Here is a 15538-nt window from a genome sequence, read left to right as displayed (position 1 = left end):
AAATTTGGTGGGGGCGAAGAGACTCGAACTCTTACACCTTGCGGCGCTGGAACCTAAATCCAGTGCGTCTACCAATTTCGCCACGCCCCCGATGGATGTGTATATTAGTGATAAACTTTCTTGCTGACAAGCCTTTTTTATAAAAAAACCATGCATCTGAAAGCTAATGCTTTTTTCATGAGCAAACGAAATTTTTAACCAAATAAAAAAGCCCTTGTATTAAACAAGGGCTTTTTTATTAATTTGGCAGAGGATCAAGGACTCGAACCTTGACGAACGGTTTTGGAGACCGTCATGCTACCATTACACCAATCCTCTATAACCGCATGATTAATTCATTTCTGATTTAACCATAAAAAAAGCAAGATAATCTTGCTTTTTAAATTTGGTGGGGGCGAAGAGACTCGAACTCTTACACCTTGCGGCGCTGGAACCTAAATCCAGTGCGTCTACCAATTTCGCCACGCCCCCGATGGGTATGCATATTAGTGACAAAGCGGCTTTATGACAAGACTTTCTGATAAAAAACCAATTCAAGTGAACATATAATATTCAAATCAAAGATTTATGTTTATTTTTACAACAAATTTATTGTTCGAATCGCATTTCTTAGCTCTGTAACTGAGCCAAAGCGTTCATCAATTTTTTTCTTTAATAAGCCATCAAGTATCGGCAAAAAAAACTGTAGAGGATCTGGAAGTTTGATCTGTAACTGTTGGCAATGCAGTATTGCCCAATCATGATAGGTTTTTGCAGATAATCTCGATTGACAGAGCCATTCATATAGAATAATTCCAAAAGCGTATAAGTCACTTTGTACAGACTTGGGTTGAGCATGAAACAGTTCAGGTGCCATGTAATGCGGTGTCGCGGTCAATAATTTCTTCGGACTAATAATTCGTTGACTCTGCTCAAAATCAATCAATCTACAGGTATCTAAATAACTTCTAAAATGCTCTGATTTCAGATCACCATGTATCCAACCACTTTGATGAAGTGCTTCAAGGGCATTTAAAGCAAGTAAAATTTGTTTTCTGATCTCATGCAGATCATTTTCAGGACTAAATTTTATAAAAAAATCGTTCGTATCTAACGTTAATAGCCCTTCTCCACTTTGTCTCGTTTCATCTAAAAAATTCAGCTTGGATAAATCAATAAGGCCATAAGGGACTAAAAAATCCGAACTAGAAATCTTATTTTGGCGATAAAACTCTAATTCGGCGTTAAATGAATCTTCTAAAACTTGGTTGTGTTGCTCAACATGAAACTTTAGCCAATATTTTTTATGACCTTGAGTTAATGTATATAAACGCCGTCCATATGAATGGCTTTTTTGTTTGGTCTGTAACACTATCTCATCAAACGAATGATCTAAGTCAGAGATCAACATAATAGAATTCATTCTGCTGCTTATTTTCTTGCTTACGTAATGATGCCAAACAATGTTCTATTGTTTTACCGATCCGCGCATGCGTTTCTATTGATGTGATTTTTGGCCAAGTTGCTCGCTCACCTTCTTGCTGCAAAATCTTGAAAATCCTAGGTCGAGGATTTTTTAACATATAGTTATAATGGCGCAAACCATATTTAGCGATGATATTTACATCACCATAATAACGCTGTCCAAGTATGCCATAGCCATGATCAAGTACTCGACGGATTGGGAAAAAACCTCCCATATAGTTTCGTGTTAAATCCATCACTTCCATCGCAATCGCTTTCCCTTGATGACGGACAATGCGTTGAGGCCAACTTAATACATCTCTACGAAAACGATCTGTGTCGCTCTGCATAAATGGCACAATATGAGGATTCACCTGACTGGCGATGGTGTAGTTGATATTATAAAGACGCGCCATTTTTTCCTGAGGAAAATCACTACGCATACTCCCATCTACCCATTTTGTCTTTGCCATATAGGGTGTGTGTTGTCCATCGTAACGCTTACTGGTTAGATGCACAGGCGGAAATAATACAGGCACGGCACAAGATGCTAACACTGCGCTCCAAACCAAAACATTAGGTGCAGTTAATGCATTCATAATTCTAGGATTTTGAGCAGTATTATGCGGTGCTACGACAATATTAATATGTCGTTTAGATTGTTGATATGCCTCAGCAAAAGTTAAATCACCCAAATTATTCATTAAGAATTTTTTGAGATACATCACATCAGCTAAACCACCATGCCCTTTAATTAGCTCACTCACGGTGCGAAAACGGAATGCATCACTAAAAAAATGCTGTCCACCAAGCAACTCAGGGATCTTATCGTTCTTTGAAACACCAAGCATACCCGTCATAATCGCTCCAGCACTCGACCCAGACAGAACACTTGGCATCAAATCTTGCTCAAATAATGCTTTACAAACGCCTGTATGAAACAAACCCAAAGTTGCCCCTCCAGAAAACATGAGGGCTGGTTGTCCATAGGCTTTTTGGCATTCTTCAAAGAATTGAATTTTCTCTTTTAATTGGAAAGTTATACATTCGCTCGAGGCGAGATATTGAAAACAATCACTCACAAGTTCTACATAGTTTTCAATAATTTTTTTTGTTCCTACATATGTTTCAGCAAATAACATCGGATGACCAATATTTGCAAAATCATAAGATAATCCTTCACGGAGAACATAAATTAAATCGAGTGTTCGATGTTGAGTACGATATTTTTTTAATAAGGTGTATCGATTTGATAATGCTTCGGCATCAAAATAGGGCGACTGATTATCGTACTTCCACTCCTCTCTGCCAGATTCCTCATCCAGTTTTAGCGCGATTTCCTTCCATTCTTGATAACTTCTAGCATGCTGCAAATCCTCTTTTAGGACATCAACCCGATGTTTTTGATAGCTATTTTTCTTTTCTCTTACTTTATTTAGCATCGTCTGTCCTATCCCGTCTTCATTTTTCTATTCATGCACTTATACAATGCAAAAACCTACTTAAACAATCAAGTATAAATTCTTGTTATTGTGCATCGTTTTGATGATATTTCCTTTATTTTCGTGCAAGCAGTGCTAGTATCAATCTTCATTAATCACTGAGTTTTGTGTGTTTTTATGGCTATCTTAGACTTACCAGAATCTATTCTTGCATCTTTGTCGAATGTTTTGACTCAATTACAGCATGTTCTGCCACAACCGAAGCAACCGACTGATTTTTCTGCAATCGCATTTAAATGGGAAAATCAAGAACTGATCGCCATACAACAACCTAAAAAAATGTATCTGGAAGATCTAAAAGGAATAGAGCGTCAAAAAGATAAAATCATTCAAAACACCTTGCAGTTTTTAAATGGTCTACCTGCCAATGATGTTTTATTAACAGGTTCTCGTGGCACAGGAAAATCCTCAATTGTTCGTGCTTTACTAACAGAATACTCTGATCAAGGACTACGTTTAATTGAAATAGAACGCGATGATTTATCCGATTTACCCAAAATTCAAAAACTCATTGAACAACGTCCTGAGAAATTTATTGTTTATTGTGATGATTTAGCATTCAACGCAGAAGATGAAAATTATCGAAGTTTGAAAAGCGTGCTAGATGGTTCTCTTCAATCAGGTTCGAGCAATTTTATTATTTATGCGACGAGTAATCGTCGTCACCTTTTACCTGAATTTATGCATGAAAATACCCCAGTACGGAAAGTAGACGTACCTCAATACACTGAATTACATCCACAAGAAGCGATTGAAGAAAAAATATCTCTTTCAGATCGTTTTGGAATGTGGCTTTCATTCTACCCAATGGACCAGCAACTATATTTGCAAATCGTTGAACATTACATTGTTAAAGCAGGCTTAGAATATAACGATATTGTTCGAGGCGAAAGCTTGAAATGGTGTCAAGCACGAGGGCAACGTTCTGGTCGTGCAGCATACCAATTTTCTAAACACTGGATTGGTTCAAAAAATTTAGAAAAGTTAGCGAATAAAGATCAAGCATAAACGCCTCAGATACTTAACTTGCTTCTTAATAGCACTCGCAATTGTTTCTTCTTCATTAAATTTTATAAAAACTAGGAAACAATTGCGTTGTCAAAGAACTCTGATGTCAATTAGAAAAACCATATAAATTTCATGTGACTATAAAACAACACCACCTGGTAAGTCAGCATACTTCTCTTTCTAACATTTCCGATAATCATCTAAAACAAACAAATTTCGCTAGCAGATTAGTTTACTTTTCTATAATATTAGGTAGATCGGTATACCCAATACAAAACCATGAGCACAAAGTCAGCCAAACAAAAGATATTAGATGCAGCATCTATCCTGTTTTATAACGATGGGATTACCAATACTGGCATTAATAGCATTACAGACAAAGCGCAAGTGGCGAAAATGTCGCTCTATAATAATTTCCCCACGAAATCAGATTTGATTAGCTGCTACATCGAAGCCCGTCATCAAGAATGGTTAGAATTATTTGAAAAAAGGAAAGCTCAAATTCACTCACCTATTGATGGCATTCTCGCTATTTTTGATGCTTACCATGATCATGCAGAGTTTGCCTATGAAAAAGGGTTTAGGGGCTGCGGCTTGTTAAATGCAGCAGCTGAGTTTCCTGCTCATAGTCCTGAGCGTCTAGCAATCAAAAAGCATAAAGATGAAATTGAAAACATTGTTGCTGGGTATCTAATGCAACAATTTGAAGATTCCAACAAAGTCCAAGAACTTGCTCTTTTAATTTCTTTTATTTTAGAAGGCTCAATTGCTAGAGCTGGTTTAGAAAGCTCAAGCATCAAAGTATTTGCAGCGAAGCAAATGGTTCAACGATTATTAGAACAAGAGATTAAAAATTGAATAGCAAAACTTCAAACCTCAGCTCCCACTCTGGTTTTATTGCAGTTTTGATTGCCTCAATTTTATGGGGTACTACTGGAACTGCGGCATCTTATGCGCCTAATTTAAGCCCTCTTGCAATAGGAGCAATTGCAATGGGTGGTGGTGGATTACTACAAGCGTTGCTCGCTCATAAAAAGATTTTAGATCATCTACCACAAATCAAGTTTTACTACCCTTTGCTTCTGATTGGAATGATTTCAGTAGCCATTTATCCTCTCGCTTTTTACAGCTCAATGCGTATGGCTGGAATTACGATTGGAACGGTAGTCTCAATTGGGTCAGCACCATTATTTACTGCGTTATTAGAAAAAATTTTCGATAAAAAAGCACTTTCATTGAAATGGTTTATTAGTTTTATTTTTGGTGTTATCGGAGTATTACTTTTATCTGTGGGCGAAACACACTCTCATGGACCAACACAAAGCATTTCGACAAATCAAAAAACCATTGGAATCATTCTCGGATTGATTGCAGCTCTCACCTATTCACTATACTCATGGGCTGCTAAAAAAATGATTGATCGAGGTGTAGATTCAAAAGCATCAATGGGTTTAATTTTTGGTTTTGGCGCTTTAATCTTATTACCAACATTATTTTTTACGGGTTCAAACCTCTTTGATGAGTCTGTAAATCTTTATGTTGTTGCCTATATGATGTTGATTCCAATGTTTCTTGGCTATCTACTATTTGGGTATGCGCTAAAAACAATCTCCGCAAGCACAGCAACTACGCTTACTTTATTCGAGCCACTCGTTGCTGCTTTATTCGCAGTTCTTTTAGTCGGTGAGCAATTAGCACCGATTGGTTGGGTTGGCATGGTTTTGATTTTTGTTTGTTTAGCCGTGTTGTCTAAAACAGACCGTCCAAAATAATTTCGAGTTTCAACCAATATTAAATAGCATAGAGCTATGATCAATAATTCAATATAAAAATTTAAATCGCAGATGCAGAAAATAAACTTTCTCTGCATCTGTTTTTTCTAATACTTAGTTACTTAGATCAATATTCTTGCGCTAATTTTTCCAAAGTAAATAACATTTTTTTCACCACACTTCTTTTATGCTGCAACATATTTTTGATATTCGCTGGATTGAAACCAGTTAATTTCGCAATACCACGACTGGTCATATATTCACCAGTTTTCTCAAAATGCTTTTCACTCAAAAGTGTTTTGGCATTCGAGAATCTAACCGCTAGCTTATAGTCGCTTAGTTCAGACCATGCACCTGTTTTATATTCTTGAAAATCAAATTCTTTCTTCTGTTGAGCTGGTTTATCTCGAAGAATATTACTCAAACGATTGATAATGATTTTTTCTTCACTTTGTTCAATTAATTGATAAAGTTCAGTTTCTTCAAATGAACGGCCCAAAGAAAGATCTTTTTTATATTGTTCAATCACTTTCTCTTTTGATGTCTCGTTCTCATCACCTTGTTGAATGAGGCATAGAATCTTATATAAAGATTCTAATCGACCACATGTAAAAATATAAGAAATCTTCAACTTGTACTCCGCTATGAGTTTTAGCTCATCAAAATAAATAATTTATTCGACACTTTAACACGATAGCTGTAGCTCCTGAGCTTCAAGCTACACATTAATCAATGATTTGATCTTTAAATGTCTGAACTTAGAACAGATATAAGATATTTAACCGACCAAATATCAGGTCGGTTCTAAGTCTGTCATCGGCCATCTAGGTGTAGTTGTGACCGCCAAACCATCTTGTTGCCCTGCTTTTAAACGTTGATAACCAGCAAAGGCAATCATTGCTCCATTATCTGTACATAAGGCAGGTTCAGCATAATAAACTTGCGCTTTGATCTTTTTCAAAGAGGTTTCTAATTGCTCACGTAAGCGAACATTTGCACTCACACCTCCAGCAATCACCAATCGTTTCAAACCAGTTTGCTTCAAAGCTTTCACTGATTTTTTAACCAAAGTATCAACGATTGCTTCTTGGAAAGAAGCTGCGATATCTGCATCACGATTTTCTTCACCCAATTTTTTCAACTGAACAGAAACCGCAGTTTTCAAACCACTAAATGAAAAATCCAAGCCTTGATGTAACATCGGGCGAGGAAATTCAAATGCTTGTGAATTACCTTGCAAAGCTAATTTGGCAATATTAGGACCACCTGGGTACGGCAATTTCATCATTTTTGCAACTTTATCAAATGCCTCACCCGCCGCATCATCTATCGACTCGCCAAGTAATTCATATTGACCAATTCCATGAGCTGCCATCAGTTGCGTATGACCACCTGAAACTAGTAAGGCTACAAATGGAAATTCTGGTGGAGTTTCAGAAAGTAAAGGCGCAAGCATATGACCTTCCATGTGGTGTACACCGATGGCTGGTTTGTTAAATGCAAAAGCCAAAGTGCGTCCAAATAATGCACCTGTCATTAACGCTCCCATGAGTCCTGGTCCGCGTGTATATGCAATTGCATCTATTTCTTGTTTTTTGACCCCACTTTGCTCAAGCAACTGATTAATCAAAGGAATCATTTTTCGTACATGATCACGTGATGCAAGTTCAGGAACGACACCACCATATTCAGCATGCAGTTTGATCTGACTATATAGAACCTGTCCACGTAAGCCGAGCTCGCTATCATAGAGTGCTAACCCAGTTTCATCACACGAAGTTTCTAAGCCCAAAACAATCATTAAACTGCCTTTACAACGATCAAAAATAATATCGAAGCTATTATAGACTTGTGATCTGAGTTGTAAATGAGTAAAATACTGACCTTCACTTGCGATCTAGTGCAATCGTGCATTGGGTCTTATCCATAATCTTAGAGGATTTTACATGCCACAAGTTAAGTTGAAAGAAGGCGAACCAGTAGACGTAGCTATCCGTCGTTTCAAACGTTCATGCGAAAAAGCGGGTATTTTAGCTGACGTTCGTAAGCGCGAATTCTATGAGAAACCAACTCAAGAACGTAAGCGTAAAAAAGCTGCAGCAGTTAAGCGTTATCAAAAGAAATTGACTCGCGAATCTGTACGTACTACTCGCCTTTACTAATTAATTTGTGATTGATTGCTGAAAAGACTATGACTACTTTAAAAGACCAAATTACTGACGTATTAAAAACTTCAATGCGTGCCAAAGATATGGCAACAGTAACGGTCATTCGTGGTCTACAAGCAGCAATTAAGCAAATCGAAGTCGATGAGCGCATTGAGCTTGACGATGCTCAGGTTCTTGCGGTCATTGAAAAACAAATTAAACAACGTAAAGAATCGATCAAGGCCTTTTCTGGCGCTGGTCGAGATGATTTAGCTAGTAAAGAACAAGCCGAAGTTGAGGTTATTTCTCAATTTCTACCAGCAGCTATGACTGAGGAAGAACTTGATTCTATCATTGAGCAAACGATTGCTGCTCAAGAAGCTACTAGCATGAAAGATATGGGTAAGGTGATGAATTCTCTACGTCCGATCATAGCCGGGCGTGCCGATCCTGCACAAGTATCTGCTAAAATCAAAGCAAAATTAAGCTAAGCTGCTTTTATCCCCCTCTCTATATTAATGTAAATGGATTCATTTAAATGAACCCATCTATCTATATCAATTAAAATTACACTGAATATTGTATTTTTTCAGCATTTGCATTTCTTTAGATTCTGCAACTTGATTAATCACATCTTGTTTCGTCATCGTCGCATATTGTCCAGTCAAAGATGATCGATTACGTTCAATTGCTTGATATAAATCCTGCACATATTGATTGATAATACCACAGAATTTTGCCTGCTGTTCAGGACTAAAACGCGAAAGTTGAGGATCTAAACTACGCAGAAAACCACGCATATCCTGCGCATAATTTGCAGTAATCCTCTCTACAGAATTTACATATTGTTCAACAGAACTCGCTGAACTCACCCCGATCATGCTTATTGCAAAAATAAAAATAAAAATCTTTTTCATAAATCTTTTAACTTCTCAGTTATTCCTTACGCAAGACATCTTATCTTAATTCAACAAAATTTGGCTTATGCTCAGTAAAAAATTCTTCCTTTGGTGCAGGAAGTTTGCCCTCTGTAACAGAGCCCAAACGCAAACGAATAATATTGGGTAGATCAGTACGATACGAGTAAATTGGACTTCCACAATTCTGGCAGAACACACGAGCTTTATTGGGAGTATGTAAGTATTCTTTTAACTGATCTTGTCCAGATATGAATTGGAATTTGGTTTGATCAATTGGACTATTCCAACCTGCGATACTACCTTGAGCTTGTTGACAATGCTGGCAATAACACAAAATGCTTTGTTCAATTTACCCATCATATTGATATTGAACTGTTCCACATAAACACTGTCCTTTTATCATTATTTTCCTCAATTATTAAATTTTCATTCGGCGATCATCTTGCATTTGTTTTAACCGCGAATCAATTTTTGCTGACATCGCCATATTACCTTTCGCCAAGCGTTGGGCATGTAGCATTGATTTTATAGCATTTTCTTCATGACCTGACCAATATTCAGCCTCTGCTCGATAACATAAAACATTGATCGCCTGCAAAGGTGAACTCTTATCTAGATTGGTTGCCTGTTGTAATAGTTGCCACCCCTCCACGTCTCTTTGATTTTTATGTATAAATCGCTGTACTAAGGTTTGGGCTTCAGCTGCTTTACCCTGTCTTATAAGCACTTCCGCTAATTTATAAGATAAAGCACGATTTTCAGGCATAGTCCGTTGGATTGAATTTATACTGTTATAAGCCAGATCAATTTTATTTTGACCTAGATAAATATCCGTTTGGATCAATGGAATAAGTACGTGATTTTTTAATTTTAATTTGACTTGATCAAGGCTGGTCTGGGCTTGTGCATAATCACCTCGCTCTAAATAAAACTTACTGATCGCAAGTAATCCCGCAACATTCTTTTGATTAGCCAAAGCTTGAAGCTGATTTTCTGTCGCCTGATTTGATACGACATAGGTGTACCATTTCATGATATCAAAATCGAGATCATAAATTTTTGGTTTCACTCGAGGTAACTGGTTTGCACGTAATCGTGCCTCACTCATACGTTCCGTGGTTAATGGGTGGGTAAACCAGAAATCTGGTAGGAAACTGACTCGGCTAGTAGCACGATGCATCGTTTCGAAATAGTCAGCCATACTTTGTGGATTGTAACCAGAGGAATACATGAATTGCATACCGATACGATCCGCTTCACGCTCTTGATTACGACTATAACTCAATTGCTTATCCATTAAGGCAGCTTGAGTACCTAGCATTACAGCGGAGCCAACATCACCGTCAGCTTGTGAAGCAATCGCAGCTCCTACGAGGATACCTGCTAAAGCAAGCAATCCTTGCCCTTTGAAGGCTTCTTGGGATCGGCTGTAGTGACGTTGCGAAACGTGTGCTATCTCGTGAGCCATAACGCCAGCAATCTCATCGATATTTTTCGCAGAAGTGATTAAACCCGTGTTTAATGCAAAGAGACCACCAGGAACTGCAAAAGCATTAATTTGGGGGTCTTTAATCACCACTAGACCAATCGGCTGCCCAAGCTGAGTTTGGCTGAGAATACCTGAAAACACTTGAAGAAACTGATCTTCCAACCATGCATCTTGTACAGTTGGCATTTGACGACGCACTTCGCGATAGACTTTCTCTCCGATCAGTTTTTCTTTTTGCTGATCAAGCAACCCGACACCACTACCGATATCAGGTATTTCAGTTTGACCTGAAATTTGCGGAGGTAAAAAGACCTGTGTATGACTAAGTTGAGTCGTGGCAAATAAGCCACATGCGAGCAGCAACGGTCTCAAGTGGTTTCTCTATGATTCTACTGGAAAAATTTAATATACCATTTGATTTGGGAGAAATTTGCAACGAAGTGTTATAAAAGACAGGAAAATCCTGTCTTACTTTATGATTTTTGAAATTCTAAAGAATTACTGGTCAGGCGAATAACGTTGATCAATACTGAATTTCTCTGGAAATTTAGCATTAATTTCTGCATAAAAAGCCATAATCTCGGTCATATCTTTTTGATAATCACCTGATGGATAAACAATTTTACCAATACCTGTTTTCTTTTTTGCATAATCCATATATGCCAATGCAATAGGTACACCTGCATTCACAGCAACATGATAAAAACCTGTTTTCCATTGTTCTTGTTTCGCACGTGTTCCTTCTGGTGTTACAAGCATCACAAGTTTAGGGTGTGTTTTAAATAGATCACTCATCAACTGAACCATGCTTGGTCTTTCCTGACCTTCTTGCTTAGCACTGCGATCTATTCCTATTCCGCCCATCGCACGCACAAAAGGGCCAAATGGAAATTTCATATAGCTGTCTTTGATCGTCAAACGAACATTTACACCTAAAGCTTTCAATGCTAATCGTGCATATAGTGCATCCCAATTACTGGTATGTGGCGCTGCGATCATGACACATTGGTCAATATCCAAGTCCCAGTGGTTATCAATTTCCCACCCCATCAAACCCAAAGTTTGTTCAGCTAATTTCTCGAACACAACAACCCCAAACGCAATTTCAAAGGGCGCAAGTGTACCAATAATAGCCAGTTTAAAATGCTAGACTAGATGAATAATTCAGCAATCAACATGTAAGAATTTATTCAAACTTAGGATTGACTAGATAACGAGGTTGTCGATCTTCAAGTGCATCAATAAGATTTTGATAGGCAAGATGAACCATTTTTTTGCGTGTTTCGAGAGTTGCTGAACCAATATGAGGGGCAGTCACCACATTTGGTAGTTGGAATAATGGTGATTCTTGCAAAGGTTCTTTTGCATACACATCTAAGCCTGCTGCAAAAATTTTGTTTTGTTGTAATGCATCGATCAATGCTGACTCATCTACTACAGAACCACGTGAAATATTGACGAACACAGCATGTTTTTGCATTAAATCAAATTGAGCTGAACCAATTAAAGCTTTAGATTCTTGATTTAAATCTACAGCCACCACGATGAAATCAGACTGTTGTAACAGTCGATCTAAATCACAGTATTGAGCATTATATGCTTCTGCAACTTCTATTTTTTCACGGCGATTGTGATACAAAATATTCATGTTAAAGCCATGAAAACCTCGTCGAGCAATTGCTGCGCCGATATGCCCTAACCCGATAATCCCTAAAGTTTTACCGAAAACATCCATACCGAACTGTTTGGTTGATACTGTACGCTTCCATTGACCTTGCTTTATCCACGCATCTAATTGAGGGATTTTTCTTGCTGCGCTCAGCAGTAAACTAAATGCTAAATCAGCAGTCGTCTCGGTTAATACATGAGGTGTATTAGCGAGCCAAATTTTTCTTTGATTTAAATAATTAATATCATAGTTATCATAACCAACAGAAACAGTTGAAATAATTTTGAGCTTTTGTGCTGTCGCTAAATTAGTTTCGTTGAGTAAACGACCTGCTCCTATCATCGCGTCAGCATCAGCAACTTCTGTTCGAATCTGCTCATTAATATCACCCATTTTGGGATTCAGCATGACCACTTGATAATCTTGCTGTAACTTGAGTAATACATCCTGATCGATTTGGCTGAATACAACGACTTTCTTCATGATAAGAGTTCCGAACCTTATTGCATAAGTTGCCACAACCGTTTTTTAAGTAGAGGTTGTGAAATCATTTCTTCTAAACTGGCTAAATGTAAAATATTAGAATGTTGAATAAATTCAAGTTTTCCTAAACATAATATTTTCTTGTTATTTGAAGTCGCATCTAAAAATCCTTGAATATAGGATGGTAAACCACGACTGTCCTGGAATTCAGCTAAAGGAAATGGCCACTTTAGCTCAGCATAGTAGCCAAGTTTAGCTTTTTGAATATTTTGCCAAAGTTGCTGTTGTTCAACGTTTAATTGACTGCTCTCAACCAAAATTGAACAGTTCTCTAAGACATACATTTGTAATTCAAATGACTGTACAGAACCTTCAACAACTATCTGAGGTTTAGCTGTCGTTGCCTCTCGAAGAATTGGTTTAGGCGTAATTTCTTGTGGTTTTGATTGAACTTCAACAATTGGTTCTGAGATGATTGGTTCTAAATCATGCGCTTCAAGAAGATCTGATGCGAAGGAAATTTCTTCAATAGGTGTATTATTTTCAACAACCTGATCTCGCCATAGATGTGCAGCAGTATTTTTTTCACACACAACATCTTTAGGAATCCAAATATCAATTCCTATCGCTGCTAGTATGTTTCTTTGCTGCCCAATCATTTTACTACTCTTTCTACCACGTTAGATCATCACAATACTTGTAATGCTGCATAGTCTACCATAAACGGCTTCCCCCTTTATGGCTTCGTTTTATCCAATCACCCTTCTCTGATCAAGACATCTTTCAAGATTTGAAATCTATTTTCACTTAGATAAAGACACAAATTTCTTAGGTCCTTCCATTTATCGACTAATCCCAACTTTTTCATCATTTTGTCGCTTTCTCTTTTTATTACTAGTCTGGACCGAATGCTCAAATGAAAAGGTGGACTGAATCTATGCTAATCCTTTTTGCTATCGTTGTTTTGCTCTTGCTTGGCATAAGTATTTTATATACACAACATCCCTTATTTGGAAAAATCCCTACTGGTGAACGACTCAAACGTATCGAAAACTCTCCTAACTATCGTCAGGGTCAATTTAGAAATCGACTAGAAAAACCTGATATGGCTGACTGCTCCCACACCTTTATTGAACTGTATAGAACATTTATTAAAACTATTCCTCATCGTAGACCCAAAGACATTATTCCCTCTATCAAGACCAATTTACGTACTCTCGATCCCAAACAAGATGTCATGATTTGGTTTGGGCATTCTTCTGTTTTTATCCAACTGAATGGCAAAACCTTTTTAATTGACCCAGTGATGAGTGGCAAAGTTTCCCCTCTGCCTTGGGGAACACGTGCTTATCGAGGTACAGATATTTATACAGTCGAGGAATTACCCCAAATTGACTATTTATTGATCTCACATGACCATTATGATCATCTGGATTATAAAACCATTTTGCAACTAAAGCACAAAGTCAAATATGTTATTACTGGTTTCGGTGTCGGAGAACACTTCGAGTACTGGGGCTATTCAAAAAAACAATTGATCGAACGAGACTGGGGTGACAAAATTGAATTTGAAGGTGATATTACGATCATCACCGAAACAACTCATCATGATTCACGGCGTGCCTTTAAAGGCGGTAAAAATCTCTGGGTATCCTTCATCATACAATCACCGAATAGAAAGATTTTTTATACAGGTGATGGAGGCTATGACAAACATTTTGTGGAGATTGGTAAAAAGTACGGACCTTTTGATTGGGCATTGATGGAAAATGGTCAATACGATGCTGCTTGGCGCTCCGTACATTGTCATCCAGATGAAGTTGCACAAGCGACAGAAGAACTCCAAGCACGTAACATGCTACCTGTACATCATTCTAAGTTTAGCCTCGCAAAACATCCTTGGAATGAACCAATTAATCGTATTGTAAGATATTCAAAACAAAGAAATTATCGACTTGCCACCCCCATGATCGGTGAATTGGTTGAACTCGATAATGAACAACAAAGTTTCAAGCAATGGTGGGCAAATATTCGTTGAGCGATTCGAATAAAGAATCAGATAGAGTTTCTGATTCTTTATTCAGCTCTTAAATTTTTAAGATTAAATCTAAAACTTAGCCATTTAGATAAGTTTTACTTGACTTGTTGTTTTTTTAACCATAATACTTACCCATATGGCTAAGTATGATTTTCAACTCGATCTGTTATTTAATGCTTTAAGTGATCCTACACGCAGAGCAATACTCACTCGTCTTGCAACAGGTGAAGCAACAACCACCTCACTTGCAGAAGAGCATACGATGGCTTTGCCCTCTTTTCTTAAACATTTAAAGAAATTGGAAGAAGCAGGACTGATCACAACAACAAAAAATGGCAGAGTGAGAACCTATGCTCTTCGCCCCCATGCGTTTAGCCCTTTACAACATTGGTTGCAAGAACAACAAGCCATATGGGAAACACGCTTAAATCAATTAGATAACTATGCATTAAATTTACAAAGGAAAAGAAAAAATGAATCTTGATCCCCAAACAGATTTAAAACTAGAACGAACTGTAGCTGTTCCACGTGAGTTACTTTGGGAATGCTGGACAACTCCAGAGCATATAAAACACTTTTTTATTCCTAAACCTCACTCCATCGTGTCCTGTGAAATAGACTTGAAAGTAGGTGGAAAATTCAACACCTTGTTTGATGTTGATGGCAATCAGATTCCCAATAATGGTGTTTTTCTAGAAGTCGTTGATGGCGAAAAATTAGTATTTACTGATGCTTATACTGAAGAATGGAAACCCAGTGAAAATCCATTTATGACAGCAATTATCCTATTTGAAGATCTCGGAAATGGATCAACGAAATACACAGCTATTGCACGCCATCGTACTCCTGAAGCACGACAACAACATGAAGATATGGGTTTCTTTAGTGGTTGGGGAACGGTTGTTGATCAACTCGAAGCCTACGCCAAAACGTTATAAATAAATATTTTAGGTATAAAAAAGACAGGTTTAGCCCACTGCTGTCCCACAAATATCACAAGAAGAACCTCAATTGAGGTTCTTCTTGTTTTCGCCATTTTTTATCAGGCACAAAGAGTGACCTTAAAA

18 protein-coding genes and 3 tRNA genes are annotated in these 15538 nt (G+C 37.6%); 8 read left to right on the top strand and 13 right to left on the bottom strand.

All coding sequences use genetic code 11. The annotated features are described in order from the left end of the window. Positions 1-5 precede the first annotated feature (5 nt). The 5 genes from MKL32_RS03250 to MKL32_RS03230 form a co-directional block, all read right to left on the bottom strand. A tRNA-Leu gene (locus MKL32_RS03250) sits at positions 6-90 on the bottom strand. Positions 91-244: 154 nt separating this feature from the next. Further along, positions 245-318: transfer RNA gene (locus MKL32_RS03245), tRNA-Trp, on the bottom strand. A 68-nt stretch (positions 319-386) separates the two neighbouring features. After that, positions 387-471 (bottom strand) — tRNA-Leu (locus tag MKL32_RS03240). A 106-nt stretch (positions 472-577) separates the two neighbouring features. Next, positions 578-1402 carry a protein kinase domain-containing protein gene (locus MKL32_RS03235; protein WP_270900159.1) on the bottom strand — a complete coding sequence of 275 codons (825 nt, stop codon included), beginning with the start codon at positions 1400-1402 and terminating at the stop codon, positions 578-580. After that, positions 1377-2885: a DUF3336 domain-containing protein gene (locus MKL32_RS03230; protein ID WP_005402915.1), complete on the bottom strand. Its 1509-nt coding sequence runs from the start codon at positions 2883-2885 to the stop codon at positions 1377-1379. The genes MKL32_RS03235 and MKL32_RS03230 overlap by 26 nt, the downstream gene beginning before the upstream one ends. 177 nt (positions 2886-3062) lie before the next feature. Here MKL32_RS03230 and MKL32_RS03225 point away from each other — a divergent pair, with 177 nt between their 5' ends. The 3 genes from MKL32_RS03225 to MKL32_RS03215 all read left to right on the top strand — a co-directional run bounded on the left by MKL32_RS03225 (position 3063) and on the right by MKL32_RS03215 (position 5725). After that, entirely contained in the window at positions 3063-3953 is an 891-nt protein-coding gene (locus MKL32_RS03225) for an ATP-binding protein (protein ID WP_005402916.1), read from the top strand. Positions 3954-4232: 279 nt separating this feature from the next. After that, positions 4233-4811, top strand: coding sequence for a TetR/AcrR family transcriptional regulator (locus MKL32_RS03220; protein ID WP_270900158.1), 579 nt, complete (start codon positions 4233-4235; stop codon positions 4809-4811). Next, a complete protein-coding gene (locus MKL32_RS03215) occupies positions 4808-5725 on the top strand; it encodes a DMT family transporter (RefSeq protein ID WP_270900157.1) in 918 nt (305 codons plus the stop codon). Before MKL32_RS03220 ends, MKL32_RS03215 begins: the two co-directional genes overlap by 4 nt. Before the next feature lie 127 nt (positions 5726-5852). On the opposite strand, the gene MKL32_RS03210 is transcribed toward MKL32_RS03215, so the two are convergent. Next, entirely contained in the window at positions 5853-6356 is a 504-nt protein-coding gene (locus MKL32_RS03210; RefSeq protein ID WP_004913191.1) for a hypothetical protein, read from the bottom strand. Positions 6357-6518: 162 nt separating this feature from the next. Beyond that, entirely contained in the window at positions 6519-7526 is a 1008-nt protein-coding gene (gene tsaD / locus MKL32_RS03205; RefSeq protein WP_005402918.1) for a tRNA (adenosine(37)-N6)-threonylcarbamoyltransferase complex transferase subunit TsaD, read from the bottom strand. Positions 7527-7671: 145 nt separating this feature from the next. Here tsaD and rpsU point away from each other — a divergent pair, with 145 nt between their 5' ends. Both rpsU and MKL32_RS03195 read left to right on the top strand, forming a co-directional pair. Then, positions 7672-7887 carry a 30S ribosomal protein S21 gene (gene rpsU / locus MKL32_RS03200; protein WP_270900156.1) on the top strand — a complete coding sequence of 72 codons (216 nt, stop codon included), beginning with the start codon at positions 7672-7674 and terminating at the stop codon, positions 7885-7887. Positions 7888-7916: 29 nt separating this feature from the next. Next, positions 7917-8363, top strand: a complete 447-nt coding sequence (locus MKL32_RS03195) for a GatB/YqeY domain-containing protein (protein ID WP_004913195.1) — start codon at positions 7917-7919, stop codon at positions 8361-8363. A 66-nt stretch (positions 8364-8429) separates the two neighbouring features. Here the strand turns inward: MKL32_RS03195 and MKL32_RS03190 are convergent, their stop codons facing one another. The 6 genes from MKL32_RS03190 to MKL32_RS03165 form a co-directional block, all read right to left on the bottom strand. Beyond that, complete coding sequence (locus tag MKL32_RS03190) at positions 8430-8789, bottom strand: hypothetical protein (RefSeq protein ID WP_270900155.1); 360 nt, start codon at positions 8787-8789, stop codon at positions 8430-8432. 40 nt (positions 8790-8829) lie between these two features. Then, positions 8830-9141 (bottom strand): GFA family protein, encoded by a 312-nt coding sequence (locus MKL32_RS03185; protein ID WP_270900160.1) that lies wholly within the window; start codon positions 9139-9141, stop codon positions 8830-8832. 69 nt (positions 9142-9210) lie between these two features. Beyond that, positions 9211-10653 carry a M48 family metalloprotease gene (locus tag MKL32_RS03180; RefSeq protein WP_004959565.1) on the bottom strand — a complete coding sequence of 481 codons (1443 nt, stop codon included), beginning with the start codon at positions 10651-10653 and terminating at the stop codon, positions 9211-9213. 126 nt (positions 10654-10779) lie between these two features. Beyond that, entirely contained in the window at positions 10780-11367 is a 588-nt protein-coding gene (locus tag MKL32_RS03175) for a 1-acyl-sn-glycerol-3-phosphate acyltransferase (RefSeq protein WP_004959568.1), read from the bottom strand. A 100-nt stretch (positions 11368-11467) separates the two neighbouring features. Beyond that, entirely contained in the window at positions 11468-12433 is a 966-nt protein-coding gene (locus MKL32_RS03170) for a 2-hydroxyacid dehydrogenase (protein WP_270900154.1), read from the bottom strand. Between the two features lie 17 nt (positions 12434-12450). Then, positions 12451-13092, bottom strand: coding sequence for a hypothetical protein (locus tag MKL32_RS03165; protein ID WP_270900153.1), 642 nt, complete (start codon positions 13090-13092; stop codon positions 12451-12453). A 278-nt stretch (positions 13093-13370) separates the two neighbouring features. On the opposite strand from MKL32_RS03165, the gene MKL32_RS03160 reads away from it, so the two are divergent. The 3 genes from MKL32_RS03160 to MKL32_RS03150 all read left to right on the top strand — a co-directional run bounded on the left by MKL32_RS03160 (position 13371) and on the right by MKL32_RS03150 (position 15409). Beyond that, positions 13371-14471, top strand: coding sequence for an MBL fold metallo-hydrolase (locus MKL32_RS03160; protein WP_270900152.1), 1101 nt, complete (start codon positions 13371-13373; stop codon positions 14469-14471). 136 nt (positions 14472-14607) lie between these two features. After that, positions 14608-14955, top strand: coding sequence for an ArsR/SmtB family transcription factor (locus MKL32_RS03155; protein ID WP_004953221.1), 348 nt, complete (start codon positions 14608-14610; stop codon positions 14953-14955). After that, positions 14945-15409: an SRPBCC family protein gene (locus tag MKL32_RS03150; protein ID WP_004959582.1), complete on the top strand. Its 465-nt coding sequence runs from the start codon at positions 14945-14947 to the stop codon at positions 15407-15409. Before MKL32_RS03155 ends, MKL32_RS03150 begins: the two co-directional genes overlap by 11 nt. Positions 15410-15538 lie beyond the last annotated feature (129 nt).

This window comes from Acinetobacter sp. AOR34_HL (assembly GCF_027854795.1).
Taxonomy (GTDB): domain Bacteria; phylum Pseudomonadota; class Gammaproteobacteria; order Pseudomonadales; family Moraxellaceae; genus Acinetobacter; species Acinetobacter junii.
Note: the sequence above shows the minus strand (reverse complement) of the source record. Positions and strands in the feature narration are given on the sequence as shown.

Excerpts from the sequence above, each read along its gene's own strand:
- MKL32_RS03230 (WP_005402915.1), bottom strand. The coding sequence starts at position 2,885 with ATGCTAAATAAAGTAAGAGAAAAGAAAAATAGCTATCAAAAACATCGG.
- MKL32_RS03225 (WP_005402916.1), top strand. The coding sequence starts at position 3,063 with ATGGCTATCTTAGACTTACCAGAATCTATTCTTGCATCTTTGTCGAAT.
- rpsU (WP_270900156.1), top strand. The coding sequence starts at position 7,672 with ATGCCACAAGTTAAGTTGAAAGAAGGCGAACCAGTAGACGTAGCTATC.
- MKL32_RS03235 (WP_270900159.1), bottom strand. The coding sequence starts at position 1,402 with ATGAATTCTATTATGTTGATCTCTGACTTAGATCATTCGTTTGATGAG.
- MKL32_RS03150 (WP_004959582.1), top strand. The coding sequence starts at position 14,945 with ATGAATCTTGATCCCCAAACAGATTTAAAACTAGAACGAACTGTAGCT.
- MKL32_RS03165 (WP_270900153.1), bottom strand. The coding sequence starts at position 13,092 with ATGATTGGGCAGCAAAGAAACATACTAGCAGCGATAGGAATTGATATT.
- MKL32_RS03170 (WP_270900154.1), bottom strand. The coding sequence starts at position 12,433 with ATGAAGAAAGTCGTTGTATTCAGCCAAATCGATCAGGATGTATTACTC.
- MKL32_RS03155 (WP_004953221.1), top strand. The coding sequence starts at position 14,608 with ATGGCTAAGTATGATTTTCAACTCGATCTGTTATTTAATGCTTTAAGT.
- tsaD (WP_005402918.1), bottom strand. The coding sequence starts at position 7,526 with ATGATTGTTTTGGGCTTAGAAACTTCGTGTGATGAAACTGGGTTAGCA.
- MKL32_RS03220 (WP_270900158.1), top strand. The coding sequence starts at position 4,233 with ATGAGCACAAAGTCAGCCAAACAAAAGATATTAGATGCAGCATCTATC.
- MKL32_RS03190 (WP_270900155.1), bottom strand. The coding sequence starts at position 8,789 with ATGAAAAAGATTTTTATTTTTATTTTTGCAATAAGCATGATCGGGGTG.
- MKL32_RS03160 (WP_270900152.1), top strand. The coding sequence starts at position 13,371 with ATGCTAATCCTTTTTGCTATCGTTGTTTTGCTCTTGCTTGGCATAAGT.
- MKL32_RS03195 (WP_004913195.1), top strand. The coding sequence starts at position 7,917 with ATGACTACTTTAAAAGACCAAATTACTGACGTATTAAAAACTTCAATG.